Origin of the sequence: Streptomyces sp. NPDC093065 (assembly GCF_044754585.1) — a bacterium.
GTDB lineage: Bacteria > Actinomycetota > Actinomycetes > Streptomycetales > Streptomycetaceae > Streptomyces.
Window position 1 is genome coordinate 639,115 of sequence record NZ_JBIVPJ010000001.1, and the last position, 14,896, is coordinate 654,010.

The following is a 14,896-nucleotide window of genomic DNA, read 5'->3' on the forward strand; positions in this document are numbered from 1 at the left end:
AACAGCCAGACGACTCACCGGATCTCGAGAATCTTCTCCCGCATCGCGTACACCACGGCCTCCATCCTGGAGTGCAACTGCAGTTTCTCCAGGATGTTGCGCACATGGTTCTTCACGGTGTTCTCGGAAATGAACAGTTCCTTGGCGATGTCCCGGTTGTTCATTCCCGTGGCGACGAGCTTGAGGACCTCCAGCTCGCGATCCGTGAGCCGGGGCGCGGGCACCAGCCGGCGTTCGTCGGTCCGCTGGATCATCGACTTGAACTCGGTGAGCAGTTTCGACGCCATGGACGGACTGATCTGGGACTGCCCGTCGGCCACCGCGCGAATGGCGGTGGCCACCTCGTCCGTCGAGATCTCCTTGAGGAGATACCCGGTCGCGCCCGCCTTGATCGCGTCGTAGAGGTCGGCTTCCTCGTCGCTGATCGTCAGCATGATGATCTTGGCGCTGGGGGCCACCTCCTTGATGGAGGTGCAGGCCTCGATACCGCCCCGCTTGGGCATCCGCACGTCCATCAGGACGATGTCCGGCAACAGGTCGGCGGCCTTCTCCACGGCCTCGGCGCCGTCACCGGCCTCTCCGACGACCTGGATGTCCTCCTCGGCCGCGAGCACGATCTCCAGGCCGCGGCGGAAGAGGGCGTGGTCGTCCACGACCAGCACCCTGATCGGCTCCTCGCGCGCGGAGCCCGCGTCCGCGTCCGGGCCCATGCCGACCGCCGCGTCGTCGATCCCGTGGTCGACGCCCGCGCCCCGCATCGGTCCGAAACTGTCCGCCATCGTTCCTCCCCCTGAAGGCTGTGGCACGTGGTCCCGAGCCATCGCCAACCCAGAGCAACGACCCACCCGTTGGGCCGTTGCCGCCATGATTCCATGCCCGGCGGACAGCGGGGTGACCGAACGGCCAGCGGTGGGGTCGCACACCCACGCGCACCGTCGCACACCGGTGCCCCTGGGGGCGCACACGCGCTCCAGGGGCACCGGATCGCTGTCACCCGGCGGTGTGTGTCAGCCGCCGAGCGCGTCGCCCGCGTCGGGAGCGTGCGCCTGGGTGACCATCGTGTCCGTGGTGAGGTGGATCACGCCGTAGTCGTAGGCGTGCCGCCGGTAGACGACGCTGGGCTCCTTGGTCTCGGAGTCGACGAACAGGTAGAAGTCGTGCCCGACCAGCTCCATCTCGTAGAGCGCCTGGTCGAGGGACATCGGTGCGGCCACGTGGGTCTTCTCCCGGACGACGAGCGGGCCGTCGCCCTGGACCTCCAGCGAGCCGATCTTCTTGGTGGGTACGCCGTCCTGCTCCTCCGTCGGGACGACGTCGCCGTTCCCGTTGAGCGTCGCCGCGCCGGGTACGTGGTCGGCGACCTCCGCCGCCGGGATCCGGCGCGCGCCGCGGCGCGAGAAGCGCTTGTCGTGCTGCTTGCGCAGTCGTGCGCCGAGCTTCTCCGCCGCCAGGTCGAGCGCCGCGTAGGGGTCGCTCGCCGCCGCCTCCGCCCGGATCACCGGACCGCGGGAGCGGAGGGTGATCTCCACTCGGTCACAGCGGTCGGCCTGCCGGGGGTTCGGCTCCTTGGACACCTCGACGTCGAGGCTGATCACCTTGCCATCGAGCTTCTGGATCTTCTCCAGCTTCAGCTTCTCGGCCACGTGCTTCCGGAACCGCTCGGGCACCTCGGTCTTGCGGCCCTTGACGACGATGTCCACGCAGAACTCCGTTCCCGGATCGCTCCGCTTCGACGGCGGAGCATCTCCCTTTTGCACCAGGTTCCGGTCTCTCCCGAAACCTCGGACTCGGTGACGTCCACCTCCTCCCCCGCGGGCGGGATCTCCACTCCACCGGTGCGGGTGATGACGGCAAAACCCGCAGCACGGCATTCGGTTTTGAGAGGTATGGCCTGCGGCTTTGCCTCACAACCGAACATATCTCGCCCGGACGGATGTCGTCACCCTCTACCGCGGCGTACCTCCGTTCCGGTGAATTGAACCTCTCATTACCTGCAACGACGAAAGTTCTCAGTCAGTTCCGGTTTATTTCGAAGGAATCTGGTGATGCCGCGACCACTGCCGCGCAGATCACCTCACGGATCACGTCACCGCCTCCGTACCGGCCCGCCATTCGGGACCCGGTCGTCCGTTCCTCTCTGCCTTCCCCTGCCTCCGCCGGATACACAGCCGATCTCGCCCTCCGGTACGTGCCCGGTCCCGCCCGCGACTCAACGGCGGCAGCCGTCGCCGCGCGCACCGCGCGTGCCGCCTCGGCCAGCGAGGCCCCCGTCGTCATCAGGTCGTCGACCAGGACGAGCGCCCCACCTCCGCGCAGCAGCCCGCCACCGCCGGGCGCCACCGCGAGCGCGCCGGCGAGGTTGTCCATCCGCTGCCGGGCGTCGAGCCCCGACTGGTCGGCCACGGCGTACCGCTGCCGCAGCAGCGCAACCACCCGGGCGGACGTCCCGGTGCGCCGCAGCTCCCCGGCGGCCGCGAGGGCGATCCGCCGCGCCGGGTCGTGCCCGCGCGTCCGCACGGCTCCGCGCGCCGACGGTACGGGCACGAGCAGTACCGGGCCCCACGCCCCTGCGGCACCGACCCCCGCCTCCCCGGTCCCCGCCCCACGGACTCCCGTCCACGCCTCCCGGAGACCCGCCAGCACCGCTCCCGCCAGTGCCGTGCCGAGCGGTCCCGTGAGGGCCAGCGCCCCCCGCTCCTTGTGGGCCAGCAGCGCGGCCCGCACCTCGTCGGCGTACGGCGCCGCCGCGTGCACCTCCGGCAGGCCGGGCGGCTCCGGCTCCGGACGCACACGGCACGGCGGGGCTCCGCCCAGCGCCGCACGGCACCTCGCGCACAGCACCGCGCGAGCCCTGCCGCAGCCTCCGCACTCGGCAGGCAGCACCAGGTCCGTGAGGTCCGCCCACCATCCCCGCAACGTCCGCGATCCGCGCATGGCCACCACTGTGCCAACGCCCGCGAAGCCCTGCCAGGCCTGTGGAAAACGCCGCCCCGCCTCCTGTGGAAAACTCCGTCGCGTCACGAAACGGGCCGTCAGGAGCCGGGCGGACGCCGGGGTCTCACCCCGGATAGACCGGCGCGGTCCCCTCCGTCACCTTCTGCCACTGGAGCCCGGACGGCAGCCGCACGATCAGGTCCTCCGAGTACGCCACCAGCGGCAGCCGCTCGTCCTCGGTCGCGGCGATCTCCTTGACGCCGGTCAGCGCCGCGGGCACCGATGCCTCCGGCGTCGAGCCGTCGACCTGGACGTACCCGATCTGCTGAACGCCCCCGCGCTCACGCCCGACCACGACGAGCCGGGCGTCACCGGCCCACGACATGGCCGTGACCTCCTCGAGTTCCGGGGTCGCGGAGCGCAGTTCCAGCACGGTGACCGCGGGCGGTTCGCCGGCCCTCTCGTCACGTTCGATCCGCCCGATGAGCAGCGACCGCTTGCCGTCCTTCTCCACGACCAGCGCGATCCGCACCCCGTCGGCGGCCACCCGCACGGCCTGAACTCGTCCGTCGAGGCCCGGCGTCCGGACCTCGACCGGATCGCCCGCGCCCTGTTTCAGCAGCAGCAACCGCGGGGCGGCCGGATCGCGGTCCGCGATCCACAGGTCGCCCTGCGCGTCCCAGCTGGGCGGGGTCAGCCGGTCCCCCTCCGCCTTGCCCCCACTGGTCAGCACGGGCTCGCCGAGCGAACCGCCCGACACCAGCGAACCGACGTACAGCGACTTGCTGTCGAGCCCGATCCCGGCCGCACTGTGCTCGTCGCGCGACACCGCCACCGACCTCAGGGCCCGCTGCCCCTCGCCCAGGGGACCCGGCACCGGTTCGGCGCGGGTCCCGTTGCTGCCGGCGGCGATCCGCACCAGGCGGTCCCGCTCGTCCACGAAGTACAGGTAGTCGGGCCGTTGCGCCGAGCCGCGCGTCGCGACCGTCTCGGCCCGGTCCTCGGAGAGCGAACACATCTGCTCACCGCCCGAGCGCAGTTCGACCTCCTCCACCGCCGGGGTTAGGTTCTGCAGCGTGAACAGGAGCTGCGCGGCCATCTCGTCGCACTCGTCGGAACCCGCCGCGGCCGCCTTGCCGTTCAGCGGCACGGTCAGCTTGTTGCGGTCGTCGGGCGTCAGCGAGACGACGTCCTCCGCCAGCGCCGTCCCGGTCGGGAAGCTGGATCTGACGACGGGATCCAGCAGGCTCGTCGGCCCGCTGAGCAGGGAACGCACCACCTGGGTCAGCGGATCCACACGCCGGCGCACGTAGACGGGGTCGGCGACGGCCGACGGCTCCCGGACCGTGCCGGTGTCGGCGTCCGCCCGCAACACGGTGTTCGAGGCGAAGTAGTACCGGTTGACCGACATGTAATTGCGCTGGAAGTCCGACTTGCCCATGACGACGCCCTGCGGCAGCACGTCGATGCGCCACTGCTTGGTCTTTGCGTCGCGGGTGAGGTGCACCGACTCGCGGTACCGGCCCCCGGCCGGCGAGTACGACTGCTGCGCGTCCACCGTGGCGACCTTGGTGCCGGTCAGGTTGACCGAGTAGTCGTTGGCGTCCTCGCGGTTGCCCGAGTGGTCGGACACGGTGCCCGGGCCGTCCGCGAGCACCGTCGCCGACCGGTCCGGCCGCCAGTTCTTCGCGGCGTCGCCCGTCAGGTACTTCCGCGCCGTCTCGTAGTGCGGGTCGTCGCTGGTCAGCGCCTCCAGGAAGCCCTGCACGATGTCCGAGGGCGGGTCGTCCTCCTGCGGCGGCATCGCGAACACCCGCACCTGCGGGTCCTGCCGGGGCGTGGACTCCACTCCTCGCAGGTCCCCGCTGTCGGGCATGGACGCACATCCCGCCAGCAGTACGAACCCGCAGGCGGTGTACGCCATCACGCGAGCCGGCCCCCGCCGACCGCCCCCCTCGCGGTCAGCGCCCACGAGTTGCCTCCCCTTGCCTGCTCGACTCCTCGGGACCGGCGTCCGGACGGTTCGCCGCCCCCGGTGCCGGTCCGCCGTCCTGTCTCCGGGCTGCGCCCGACACCGGCCTCGGCACCACGCGTGCCCCGTTGCCCGGCAGCGCCGTCGGATCGGCCGTCGGGGCGACCGTGGCCTGCCGCGGCGTTATCGGCCCCCGCGCGGAGACCGGCGAGCCCTGCCCGGCCGCGGCCTGCGCCGGGACGCCGACCGCCTTGTCCGCGCCGTGCGGCGGTGCGGTGTCCTTGAGGCCCGCGTCCTGGAGTCCGCGGTTTCGGCGTGAGTCGGCCGGCTCCAGCGGTATCGGCGAACCCCGCAGCGGCTCGTCCGCCGTCCTCGGCAGCGTCAGCCGGAACTGCGAGCCGCCACCGGGCTCGCCCCAGGCCTGCAGCCAGCCGCCGTGCAGCCGCGCGTCCTCCAGAGCGATCGACAGACCCAGCCCCGTACCGCCGGTGGTACGCGCGCGTGCCGGGTCGGCCCGCCAGAACCGGCTGAAGACCCGGGTGGCCTCGCCCGGCTTGAGTCCTACGCCGTAGTCGCGCACCGCGACGGCGACCGCGCCCCCGGCGGCGGCGAGCTTCACGACGACGTCCCGGCCCTCGCCGTGCTCGACGGCGTTGACGACGAGGTTGCGCAGCACGCGTTCGACGCGCCGGGCGTCCGCCTCGGCGACGACGGGCTGCTGGTCGCCGGCGAGGCGTATCCGCGTCCCCTTGCGCTCGGCGAGCGGCTCCGCACCGCTGACGACCCGCCGTACGACGTCCCTGAGGTCTATCGGCTCGGCCTCGAGGGCCGCGGCGCCCGCATCGAAGCGGCTGATCTCCAGCAGGTCCGCGAGCAGCGTCTCGAACCGGTCCAGCTGGTCGGCGAGCAGTTCGGCCGACCGCGAGGTCACCGGATCGAAGTCCACGCGCGCGTCGTGGATGACGTCGGCCGCCATCCGCACCGTGGTCAGCGGCGTACGCAGCTCGTGCGACACGTCGGAGACGAACCGCCGCTGCATCCGCGACAGGTCCTCCAGCTGGCTGATCTTGAGCTGGAGGTTCTGCGCCATCTTGTTGAAGGCCTCGCCGAGCCGGGCGATGTCGTCCTCGCCGGTGACCTTCATCCGTTCCTGCAGCCGCCCCGCGGACAGCCGCTCGGCGATGCTCGCCGCCATCCGCACGGGCGTGACGACCTGGCGCACCACGAGCCAGGCGATGGCGCCGAGCAGCACGACGACGAAGAGCCCGGCCGTCGCCAGGGTGCCCCTGACCAGGCTGAGCGACTTCTCCTCCTGGGTCAGCGGGAAGAGGTAGTACAGCTGGTAGGGCTCGCCGTTCGGGTCGTTGACCTGCTTGCCGATGATCAGTCCGGGCTGGGAGGGCTCGTCGGAGTTGTAGACGATCCGGGTGTAGCTCTGGGCGGCGGAGGTGTCGCCGTCGATGCGTTCCCGCAGGGCCGGGGGGACGCTGGCCGACCAGCTGACCATTCCGGAGGCGCGCGGGCCGCGTCCGCTGCCGGTCTCCCCGCCCATGGGAAGGGTGACCACGTGGAACGCGCTCTGACCGCCGCTGGAGAGCGACTTCACCAGCTCGCTCATCCACTGGATGACGTTCTGCGAGGGACGGCCGTCCGCGGGGGTGGTGTCGTCGCCGTTGGTGCCGGCCGCCTCCTCGGCCTTCTGCTTGGCCGCCGTGAAACCGCCGGTGGCCTGGCTCTGGGAGGCCTTCACCTTGGCGTCGAGCAGCCCGTTGCGGACCTGTCCGATCACCACGAAGCCGAGGAGCAGCACCACGCCCAGCGACATCAGCAGGGTCGTGGCGACGACCTTGAGCTGGATGTTGCGCCGCCACAGCCGCATGACCGGCAGCAGGGGGCGGCGCACCCAGCGCACGAACAGACGGAGCACCGGACTGCCCTGCACCCCGCCGTGCAGCAGCCCGCCCTCCAGCAGGCGGCTGAAGCGCGAGCCGGGGGCCTTGCGCCCGGCGGGGCCGGGTCCGACAGGCCGCTCGGCGCGGGCCCCGGACCCGGGCGCCGAGGCGGCACTGTCCCTGGTCATGTCAGCTCGGTCCGGCCTTGTAACCGACGCCACGGACGGTCACCACGATCTCCGGCTTCTCCGGGTCCTTCTCGACCTTGGAGCGCAGCCGCTGGACGTGCACGTTGACCAGCCGGGTGTCGGCGGCGTGCCGGTAGCCCCAGACCTGCTCGAGGAGCACCTCGCGCGTGAACACCTGCCACGGCTTGCGGGCCAACGCCACCAGCAGGTCGAACTCCAGCGGCGTCAGCGCGATCGACTGCCCGTCCCGCTTCACGGAGTGACCGGCCACGTCGATGACCAGGTCGCCTATGGCGAGCTGTTCCGGCGCCGGTTCCTCGGACCTCCGCAGCCGTGCCCGGATACGGGCCACCAGCTCCTTCGGCTTGAACGGCTTCACGATGTAGTCGTCGGCGCCCGACTCGAGGCCCACCACGACGTCGACGGTGTCACTCTTCGCCGTCAGCATCACGATCGGCACACCCGACTCCGCCCTGATCAGGCGGCACACCTCGATGCCGTCCCGGCCGGGCAGCATCAAATCGAGCAGCACCAGGTCGGGCTTGGTCTCCCGGAAGGCGGCCAGCGCCTTGTCGCCGTCGGCTACGAAAGACGGCTCAAAACCCTCACCACGCAGCACAATGCCGAGCATCTCGGCCAGTGCGGTGTCGTCGTCGACGACAAGGACTCGTCCCTTCATAAACGACATCATCCCATTAGCTAATCGTTACCTGGCGTGACCTGGCACACAGCGCGGCCAGAGCCTCGCTCGTCACGGGCGAAACCACGCCCTCCTCGGTGACGATCGCCGTCACCAGTTCGGGCGGTGTCACGTCGAACGCCGGGTTGTACGCCTGGGTCCCCAGGGGTGCCACCGGAATCCCGCCTCCCGCTCCCGCCACCGGCACCTGGGGTGCTGTGACCTCGGTCACTTCATATCCGGGGCGCTGCTCCACTTCGATGGACGCCCCGTCCGGCGTGTCCGGATCCACCGTCGTGACCGGTGCCACCACGATGAACGGCACATGGTGGTACCGCGCGAGCACCGCGAGCGGATAGCTCCCCACCTTGTTCGCCACCGAACCGTCGGCCGCGATGCGGTCCGCGCCGATGAGCACCGCGTCCACCTCGCCCCCCGAGAACAGCGAACCCGCCGCGCTGTCGGTGAGCAAGGTGTACGCCATGTCGTTGCGGGCCGCCTCGTATGCCGTCAGGCGAGCACCTTGCAGCAAGGGACGCGTTTCGTCCACCCACAGGCGCCGCAGCCGCCCCGACCGGTGTGCCGCGAGCGCCACCGCGAAGGCGGTTCCCTCACCTCCCGACACCAGCGAACCCGTGTTGCAGTGCGTGAGGACGCGGTGCCCTCCGGCGGGCAGCAGCTCGTCGAGCAGAGCCAGCCCGTGCGCGGCCATCCGCTCGCTGGCCTCGGCGTCCTCCCGGTGCAGCGCCCGCGCCGCGGACAGCGCCGCCGCGGCCGCCTGCCGTGGGTCACCGGTCCTGGCGAGCGCCTCCTGGTGGGCGGCCTGCGCCCGGCGCACCCCCACCGCGAGGTTCACCGCGGTGGGGCGGGCCCCCGCCAGCGCCGCCGCGGCCTCCTCGACCTCGAAGCCCCGGACGGCGGCGAGCGCGACCCCGTAGGCGCCCGCGACGCCCAGCAGCGGCGCCCCGCGCACGGCGAGCGAACGAATCGCCTCGACCAGCGCGGCCGCATCCGTGCAGACCAGCTCGACCTCCTCGGCCGGCAGCCTGGTCTGGTCCAGCAGCACCAGCACCGGGCCCTCGGGAGGCTCCTCCCAACGAAGGACCGGTATCCCGGTCGGCCGCTTGTCCTCGCCGCTTCGCGCGTCCTGATCAGCCATGCGGTCAGTGTGCCCCCTGTACGACGGACAATTGAAGGTGCGCAGCCCCTACCGCGCCCGGCCCGCACCCGACGCCCCCATGGCACGATGGCTGCCAACCTGCCGCCGCGACCGCGGACGGGCACCGTGAAGGAGCGACGATGAACGACACTCCGGGCTGGGCATCGCCCGGATCCGCCCCGTCCGACGGGCAGGAGCCCGGCGCGCCCGGCCCCGCCGAGCCCGCCGACCGCCCCGCCGGTCCCGATCAGCCCGCGGCGCCCGCGGACCGGCCGGACGCGGAACCGACGAGCCCCGGCACGAAGTGGTCCAAGGAGCAGCCGGCCCCCGGCCAGTGGTCCGCACCCACCGGGCCCGCCGCCCCGGGCCAGGCCCCGCCTCCACCGCCGCCCGGCCCGGGCTGGGGCGCCCCGCCCCCCGGGCCCCCCGGAGGCGGCTACGGCGGCTACCGGGGTCCCGGCGGCCCCGGCGGCGGCTACGGCGCCCCCGGTGGACACGGCGGCTACCGGGGTCCCGGCGGCCCCGGCGGCGGCTACGGCGCCCCCGGTGGACACGGCGGCTGGGGAGGCGGCTGGGGCGGTCCCCCGCCCGCGGCCAAGCCCGGCGTGATCCCGCTCCGTCCGCTCGGCGTCGGCGAGATCCTCGACGGCGCCGTCTCGACCATGCGCACCTACTGGCGCACCGTCCTCGGCATCTCCCTGACCGTCGCCGTCTTCACCGAGATCATCGTCGTGCTGCTCCAGGGCCTCGTCCTGGACGACACCGGCACCGAGGCCCTCAACGACCCCGACGCCACCCTGAGCGAGCTCGGCGACGCGCTGGCCGACACCACGATCAACTCGAGCGTCATCTTCCTGCTCTCCCTGATCGGCACCGTACTGGCCACCGCCCTGCTCACCACCGTCACCAGCCGTGCCGTACTCGGCAAGCCCGTGACCACCGCCGAGGCCTGGCGGGACGCCCGCCCCCGGGTGCTGAAGCTGTTCGGCCTGATCCTCCTGCTGCTCCTCATCGCCGTCGTGCTCCTCGCGGGCGGTATGACACCCGGTCTGATCATCACGGCCACTGCGGGCGGCGAGGCAGGCGTGGCCCTGACCGCGCTGGGCTTCATGGCGGGCGGCGTCGTCGCGATCTGGCTCTGGGTCCGCTTCTCGCTCGCGTCCCCCGCGCTGATGCTGGAGAAGCAGGGCATCAAGAAGGCGATGGGCCGCTCCGTGAAGCTGGTGCGCGGCTCCTGGTGGCGCGTCTTCGGCATCCAGCTGCTCGCCACGGTCATCGCCAACGTCGTCGCGTCGATCATCGTCATCCCCTTCACCTTCCTCGCCGCCACCCTCGGCGGCGACGGGATCGGTGGCTTCCTGTCGGGGACCGGCGACCTCGGCTGGACGTTCCTCGTCGTCAGCGGCATCGGCTCGGTGATCGGCTCCATGATCACTTTCCCGATCACGGCGGGCGTGACCGTACTGCTGTACATCGACCAGCGCATCCGCCGCGAGGCCCTCGACCTCGAACTGGTCCGCGCGGCCGGTACCCGGGGCCCCGGCGCCTCCGGCGCCGTCCCGGGGAGCTGATGCGGTGAGCACGCCGGGGGGAGTTCTCACAGAGGTGCTGGCACGCGCCGGCGCACGAACGGTGTCACGCGCCGGCGACACCTCCGCGCTGCCGGCACTGTCGCTGTCGCGCTCCGGCGACGAACCGCCGGTGACGATCCCGCGCGACCCCGCGAGGGAGGCAGCACGGCGTGAGCTGTCCAAGCGCATGTACCACGAGAACGACCCCAGCTGGTTCCAGCGGGCCCTGAACGCCTTCTGGGACTGGGTCGAGGAGCTGTTCAGCAAGGCGTCCACCGCGACGCCCGGCGGGACGCTCGGCCTGGTCGTCGTCATCGTGGCCGTCCTGGCGGTGCTGGGCGCCCTCTGGTGGCGCCTGGGCACCCCCCGCCGCGGTCCCGTCTCCGCCCCGGCGCTCTTCGACGACCGCCCCCGCAGCGCCGCCGACCACCGCGCAGCCGCCGAGGCACACGCCGCCCTAGGACACTGGAGCCAGGCCGTCCAGGAACGCATGCGAGCCGTCGTCCGGGCCCTGGAGGAACGCGCCCTGCTCGACACCCGCCCCGGCCGCACCGCCGACGAGGCGGCCACCGAGGCGGGCCGCGCCCTGCCCGCCCACAGGGACCGACTGCGCGCTGCCGCCCGGGACTTCGACGACGTCGCGTACGGCGGCCGGCCCGGCAGCGAGCAGTCGTACCGGGCCCTCACTGAACTCGACCACGACCTGGAACGCAGCAAGCCGCACCTGGCGAGCAGCACGGCCGGCGGCGCCACACCCGACGCGGACCGGGACACCGGCCGGGGAGCCGCCCAATGACCGGGGCCACCCTCCCCACCACCACGGCCTCGCCCACCGTCCGCCAGGTGTGGACCCGCGCGCGGGGCATCGTGCTCGCTCTCGTCCTGCTGCTCGTCGGGGCCGTCGCGATCGCGGTCGTCCGCTCCGACGCCCGGCACGGCGAACTCGACCCGCGCTCCGCCGACCCCTACGGCAGCCGCGCCGTCGCCGAACTCCTCGCCGACCGGGGGGTCTCCACGCGCGTGGTCACCACCCTGGACGAAGCACGGGCCGCGACCGGGCCGGACACCACACTGCTGGTCGCCGTGCCCGACCTCCTGACGGAACGCCAGCAGACCCGACTGCACTCGGCCACGACCGGATCCGGGGGCCGCACGGTCCTCGTCGCCCCGGGCGGCGGTGCCGTCGAACGCCTCGCCCCCGGTGTCACCGCCGACCCCGCGCTCAGCTTCGACTCGACGCTGGCCCCTTCCTGCGATCTGCCCGCCGCCCGGCGCGCGGGCGACGCCGACATGGGCGGCATCCGCTACAGCACCCACCTCGAAGCCGACGCCTGCTACCCCAGCCGGCGCCTGGCCACCCTGCTGCGCATCCCCGACCCGTCCGCGACGGCGTCCTCGGAAGCCACCCCGGGCGACACCGTCGTCCTCGGCGCCCGCGACATCCTCTTCAACAACCACCTCGACGAGCACGGCAACGCCTCGCTCGCCCTCCAACTCCTCGGCACCCGCGACCATCTGGTCTGGTACCTCCCCTCCCTCTCCGACCTCCCGGACCCGGACGACGAACGCAGCTTCTTCGACCTGCTCCCGTCCGGCTGGCTCTGGGGCGCCCTCCAGCTCTTCATCGCCGCCGCCCTCGCCGCCCTGTGGCGGGCACGCCGGCTCGGCCCCCTGGTGCCCGAAAAACTCCCCGTCGCGATCCGCGCCTCCGAAACCGTCGAAGGCCGCGCCCGTCTCTACCGCAAGGCGAACGCCCGCGACCGCGCCGCCACCGCTCTTCGCTCCGCCACCCGCACCCGCCTCGCCCCCCTCGTAGGCGTCCCCGTCACACAGGCGCACACGCCCGAGTCCCTGCTCCCCGCCCTGTCCGCCCACCTCCACGGCGCACACGGCGAAGGACAGACCCTGCACGCTCTCCTCTTCGGCCCGCCGCCCGGCGACGACACGGCCCTGATCGCACTCGCCGACCAACTCGACGCCCTCGAAAGAGAGGTACGCCGTCCATGATGGACCCGACCACTGACAACGCCGGGCAGACCGCGGACCCGGGCAACGCCCGCGCCGCCCTCGAAGCCCTGCGCGCCGAGATCGCCAAGGCCGTGGTCGGCCAGGACGCCGCCGTGACCGGTCTCGTCGTGGCCCTCCTGTGCCGCGGCCATGTCCTCCTCGAAGGCGTCCCCGGAGTCGCCAAGACCCTGCTCGTCCGCACCCTCGCCGCGGCCACCGAACTCGACACCAAACGCGTCCAGTTCACCCCCGACCTGATGCCGAGCGACGTCACCGGCTCCCTCGTCTACGACGCCCGCACCGCCGAGTTCTCCTTCCAGCCCGGCCCGGTCTTCACCAACCTGCTGCTCGCCGACGAGATCAACCGCACGCCCCCCAAGACCCAGTCGTCCCTCCTCGAAGCCATGGAGGAACGCCAGGTCACGGTGGACGGCACTCCTCGCCCGCTCCCCGAGCCCTTCCTCGTCGCGGCCACCCAGAACCCGGTCGAGTACGAGGGCACCTACCCCCTCCCGGAAGCCCAGCTGGACCGCTTCCTCCTCAAACTCACCGTCCCCCTTCCCACTCGCCAGGACGAGATCGACGTCCTCACCCGGCACGCCGCCGGCTTCAACCCGCGCGACCTGCACGCCGCCGGCGTACGCCCCGTCGCGAGCGCCGCCGACCTGGAGGCCGCCCGCGCCGAGGCCGCCAGGACGACCGTCTCCCCGGAGATCACCGCCTACGTCGTCGACATCTGCCGCGCCACCCGCGAGTCGCCGTCCCTCACCCTCGGCGTCTCCCCGCGCGGAGCCACGGCACTGCTGTCGACCGCTCGCGCGTGGGCCTGGCTCACGGGCCGCGACTACGTCACCCCGGACGACGTGAAGGCCCTGGCCCTCCCCACCCTCCGGCACCGCGTCCAGCTCCGTCCGGAGGCCGAGATGGAGGGCGTGACCGCGGACTCGGTCATCAACGCGATCCTCGCCCACGTCCCCGTGCCCCGCTGATGGCACTCACCGGACGCGCCGCGCTCATCGCGGCCCTGGGCTCCGTCCCCGTCGGCATCTGGGACCCCGGCTGGACGGGCATCCTCGCGGTCAACGTCCCGCTGGCCGCCGCCTGCGCCTGCGACTTCGCCCTGGCCGCTCCCGTACGCCGCCTCGGCCTGACCCGTTCCGGTGACACGTCCGCCCGCCTGGGCGACACCGCCGACGTCACCCTGACGGTCACCAACCCGTCGGGGCGCCGGCTCCGGGCCCGCCTGCGCGACGCCTGGCCGCCCAGCAGCTGGCAGCCCGGCACGGAGACGGTAGCCTCCCGCCACACCCTGACGGTGCCCGCCGGTGAACGCCGACGCGTCACCACCCGACTGCGCCCCACCCGTCGCGGCGACCGCCAGGCCGACCGCGTCACGGTCCGCTCCTACGGCCCCCTGGGTCTTTTCACCCGCCAGGGCACCCACCGGGTCCCCTGGACCGTGCGCGTCCTCCCCCCGTTCAACAGCCGCAAGCACCTCCCCTCCAAGCTGTCCCGCCTCCGCGAGCTGGACGGACGCACCAGCGTCCTCACCCGCGGAGAGGGCACGGAGTTCGACAGCCTGCGCGACTACGTACCAGGCGACGACACCCGCTCCATCGACTGGCGCGCGACCGCCCGCCGGTCCGCCGTCGCCGTCCGCACCTGGCGCCCCGAACGCGACCGGCACATCCTGCTCGTCCTCGACACCGGCCGCACCTCCGCCGGCCGCGTGGGCGACGCCCCTCGCCTCGACGCCTCCATGGACGCGGCTCTGCTCCTGGCCGCCCTGGCCTCCCGCGCGGGCGACCGCGTCGACCTCCTCGCCTACGACCGCCGGGTACGCGCCCTGCTCCAGGGCCGCACAGCGGGCGACGTACTTCCCTCGCTGGTCAACGCCATGGCGACGCTGGAGCCGGAGCTGGTGGAGACCGACGCGCGTGGCCTCACCGCCACAGCACTCCGCTCGGCCCCCCGCCGCTCCCTGATCGTCCTCTTCACCACTCTCGACACGGCCCCCATCGAGGAAGGGCTGCTCCCCGTTCTGCCACAGCTGACTCAACGTCACACGGTCCTCGTGGCTTCGGTGGCCGACCCGCACGTGGCAAGAATGGCCGGGGCACGCGGCCACACGGACGCCGTCTACGAAGCAGCGGCAGCCGCGCAGGCCCAGTCGGAACGCCGCCGCACCGCCGACCAACTCCGCCGGCACGGCGTAACGGTCGTCGACGCGACCCCCGAGGAACTGCCCCCGGCCCTCGCGGATGCCTACCTGGAGCTCAAGGCGGCGGGCCGCCTGTGAACGGAGGGAGCAGGGCCTTTGTCTGCCGGCCCTCCTCCCTCCGTTTCAGTAATCCTGAAGAGCCCGTACAACGCAGAAAGCCCCGCACCGTTCCCGGTGTGGGGCTTTCCCGTAATAATTGTTCGGCGGCGTCCTACTCTCCCACAGGGTCCCCCCTGCAGTACCATCGGCGCTGTAAGGCTTAGCTTCCGGGTT

General features: G+C 72.5%; 12 protein-coding genes and 1 rRNA gene. 5 read left to right on the top strand and 8 right to left on the bottom strand.

Annotated features, from left to right (window positions below; translation table 11 throughout):
• Positions 1-14 precede the first annotated feature (14 nt).
• From ACIQFU_RS02745 to mtnA, 7 genes are all read right to left on the bottom strand, one after another.
• A complete protein-coding gene (locus tag ACIQFU_RS02745; protein ID WP_402548451.1) occupies positions 15-779 on the bottom strand; it encodes a response regulator in 765 nt (254 codons plus the stop codon).
• 228 nt (positions 780-1,007) lie between these two features.
• Positions 1,008-1,700: a ribosome hibernation-promoting factor, HPF/YfiA family gene (gene hpf / locus ACIQFU_RS02750; protein WP_031050675.1), complete on the bottom strand. Its 693-nt coding sequence runs from the start codon at positions 1,698-1,700 to the stop codon at positions 1,008-1,010.
• 313 nt (positions 1,701-2,013) lie between these two features.
• Positions 2,014-2,934: a ComF family protein gene (locus tag ACIQFU_RS02755; protein WP_402548453.1), complete on the bottom strand. Its 921-nt coding sequence runs from the start codon at positions 2,932-2,934 to the stop codon at positions 2,014-2,016.
• A 124-nt stretch (positions 2,935-3,058) separates the two neighbouring features.
• The gene (locus tag ACIQFU_RS02760) at positions 3,059-4,906 is read right to left on the bottom strand and encodes an LpqB family beta-propeller domain-containing protein (RefSeq protein WP_402548455.1); all 1,848 of its coding nucleotides are present in this window, start codon (positions 4,904-4,906) and stop codon (positions 3,059-3,061) included.
• The gene (gene mtrB, locus ACIQFU_RS02765; protein WP_402548457.1) at positions 4,896-6,986 is read right to left on the bottom strand and encodes an MtrAB system histidine kinase MtrB; all 2,091 of its coding nucleotides are present in this window, start codon (positions 6,984-6,986) and stop codon (positions 4,896-4,898) included. The genes ACIQFU_RS02760 and mtrB overlap by 11 nt, the downstream gene beginning before the upstream one ends.
• Position 6,987: 1 nt before the next feature.
• A complete protein-coding gene (gene mtrA / locus ACIQFU_RS02770) occupies positions 6,988-7,677 on the bottom strand; it encodes a two-component system response regulator MtrA (protein WP_003975799.1) in 690 nt (229 codons plus the stop codon).
• A gap of 4 nt (positions 7,678-7,681) precedes the next feature.
• On the bottom strand, positions 7,682-8,824 hold the full coding sequence (mtnA, locus tag ACIQFU_RS02775) for an S-methyl-5-thioribose-1-phosphate isomerase (protein WP_402548459.1): 1,143 nt from the start codon (positions 8,822-8,824) through the stop codon (positions 7,682-7,684).
• Positions 8,825-8,964: 140 nt separating this feature from the next.
• Here mtnA and ACIQFU_RS02780 point away from each other — a divergent pair, with 140 nt between their 5' ends.
• Genes ACIQFU_RS02780 through ACIQFU_RS02800 form a run of 5 tightly spaced genes read left to right on the top strand, consistent with a single transcriptional unit; the run spans position 8,965 to position 14,701 of the window.
• Positions 8,965-10,395 carry a glycerophosphoryl diester phosphodiesterase membrane domain-containing protein gene (locus ACIQFU_RS02780; RefSeq protein WP_402548460.1) on the top strand — a complete coding sequence of 477 codons (1,431 nt, stop codon included), beginning with the start codon at positions 8,965-8,967 and terminating at the stop codon, positions 10,393-10,395.
• A 4-nt stretch (positions 10,396-10,399) separates the two neighbouring features.
• Positions 10,400-11,191, top strand: a complete 792-nt coding sequence (locus ACIQFU_RS02785; RefSeq protein WP_402548462.1) for a DUF4129 domain-containing protein — start codon at positions 10,400-10,402, stop codon at positions 11,189-11,191.
• Entirely contained in the window at positions 11,188-12,402 is a 1,215-nt protein-coding gene (locus ACIQFU_RS02790; protein ID WP_402548464.1) for a DUF4350 domain-containing protein, read from the top strand. The genes ACIQFU_RS02785 and ACIQFU_RS02790 overlap by 4 nt, the downstream gene beginning before the upstream one ends.
• Complete coding sequence (locus tag ACIQFU_RS02795) at positions 12,402-13,391, top strand: AAA family ATPase (RefSeq protein WP_402548489.1); 990 nt, start codon at positions 12,402-12,404, stop codon at positions 13,389-13,391. The genes ACIQFU_RS02790 and ACIQFU_RS02795 overlap by 1 nt, the downstream gene beginning before the upstream one ends.
• Complete coding sequence (locus ACIQFU_RS02800) at positions 13,391-14,701, top strand: DUF58 domain-containing protein (protein ID WP_402548466.1); 1,311 nt, start codon at positions 13,391-13,393, stop codon at positions 14,699-14,701. Before ACIQFU_RS02795 ends, ACIQFU_RS02800 begins: the two co-directional genes overlap by 1 nt.
• 120 nt (positions 14,702-14,821) lie before the next feature.
• On the opposite strand, the gene rrf is transcribed toward ACIQFU_RS02800, so the two are convergent.
• Positions 14,822-14,896 (bottom strand): 5S ribosomal RNA (gene rrf, locus ACIQFU_RS02805); the annotation flags it as partial.

Excerpts from the sequence above, each read along its gene's own strand:
- ACIQFU_RS02745 (WP_402548451.1), bottom strand. The coding sequence starts at position 779 with ATGGCGGACAGTTTCGGACCGATGCGGGGCGCGGGCGTCGACCACGGG.
- ACIQFU_RS02755 (WP_402548453.1), bottom strand. The coding sequence starts at position 2,934 with ATGCGCGGATCGCGGACGTTGCGGGGATGGTGGGCGGACCTCACGGAC.
- mtrB (WP_402548457.1), bottom strand. The coding sequence starts at position 6,986 with ATGACCAGGGACAGTGCCGCCTCGGCGCCCGGGTCCGGGGCCCGCGCC.
- mtrA (WP_003975799.1), bottom strand. The coding sequence starts at position 7,677 with ATGATGTCGTTTATGAAGGGACGAGTCCTTGTCGTCGACGACGACACC.
- mtnA (WP_402548459.1), bottom strand. The coding sequence starts at position 8,824 with ATGGCTGATCAGGACGCGCGAAGCGGCGAGGACAAGCGGCCGACCGGG.
- ACIQFU_RS02780 (WP_402548460.1), top strand. The coding sequence starts at position 8,965 with ATGAACGACACTCCGGGCTGGGCATCGCCCGGATCCGCCCCGTCCGAC.
- ACIQFU_RS02790 (WP_402548464.1), top strand. The coding sequence starts at position 11,188 with ATGACCGGGGCCACCCTCCCCACCACCACGGCCTCGCCCACCGTCCGC.
- ACIQFU_RS02795 (WP_402548489.1), top strand. The coding sequence starts at position 12,402 with ATGGACCCGACCACTGACAACGCCGGGCAGACCGCGGACCCGGGCAAC.
- ACIQFU_RS02800 (WP_402548466.1), top strand. The coding sequence starts at position 13,391 with ATGGCACTCACCGGACGCGCCGCGCTCATCGCGGCCCTGGGCTCCGTC.